The sequence below is a fragment of the Ventosimonas gracilis genome (assembly GCF_001580025.1).
Taxonomy (GTDB): domain Bacteria; phylum Pseudomonadota; class Gammaproteobacteria; order Pseudomonadales; family Pseudomonadaceae; genus Ventosimonas; species Ventosimonas gracilis.
Genome location: NZ_LSZO01000198.1, coordinates 1 through 244 on the forward strand (window position 1 = coordinate 1; position 244 = coordinate 244).

General features: G+C 51.6%; 1 tRNA gene. It reads left to right on the forward strand.

Annotated features, from left to right (window positions below):
* The first annotated feature begins 8 nt into the window (after positions 1-8).
* Positions 9-84, forward strand: a tRNA-Ala gene (locus AXE65_RS11360).
* The last annotated feature ends 160 nt before the right edge of the window (positions 85-244 follow it).

The window sequence follows — 244 nt, forward strand, 5'->3', positions numbered from 1 at the left end:
AAATGCTTGGGGCCATAGCTCAGCTGGTAGAGCGCCTGCTTTGCACGCAGGAGGTCAGGAGTTCGACTCTCCTTGGCTCCACCAGAACGCCGCTGCTAACAGCAAGCGCAAAACAAGCGCAAAAATGTCGGCGATAACCAAGAGCAACAGCCCAAAAGCCCAGAATTGAACGATCCGCTTAAGCGAGCGAAAAAGCGCTCTGGCTTAAAGCAGCTTAAAGCAGATCATTGACTTCTGGACTTTT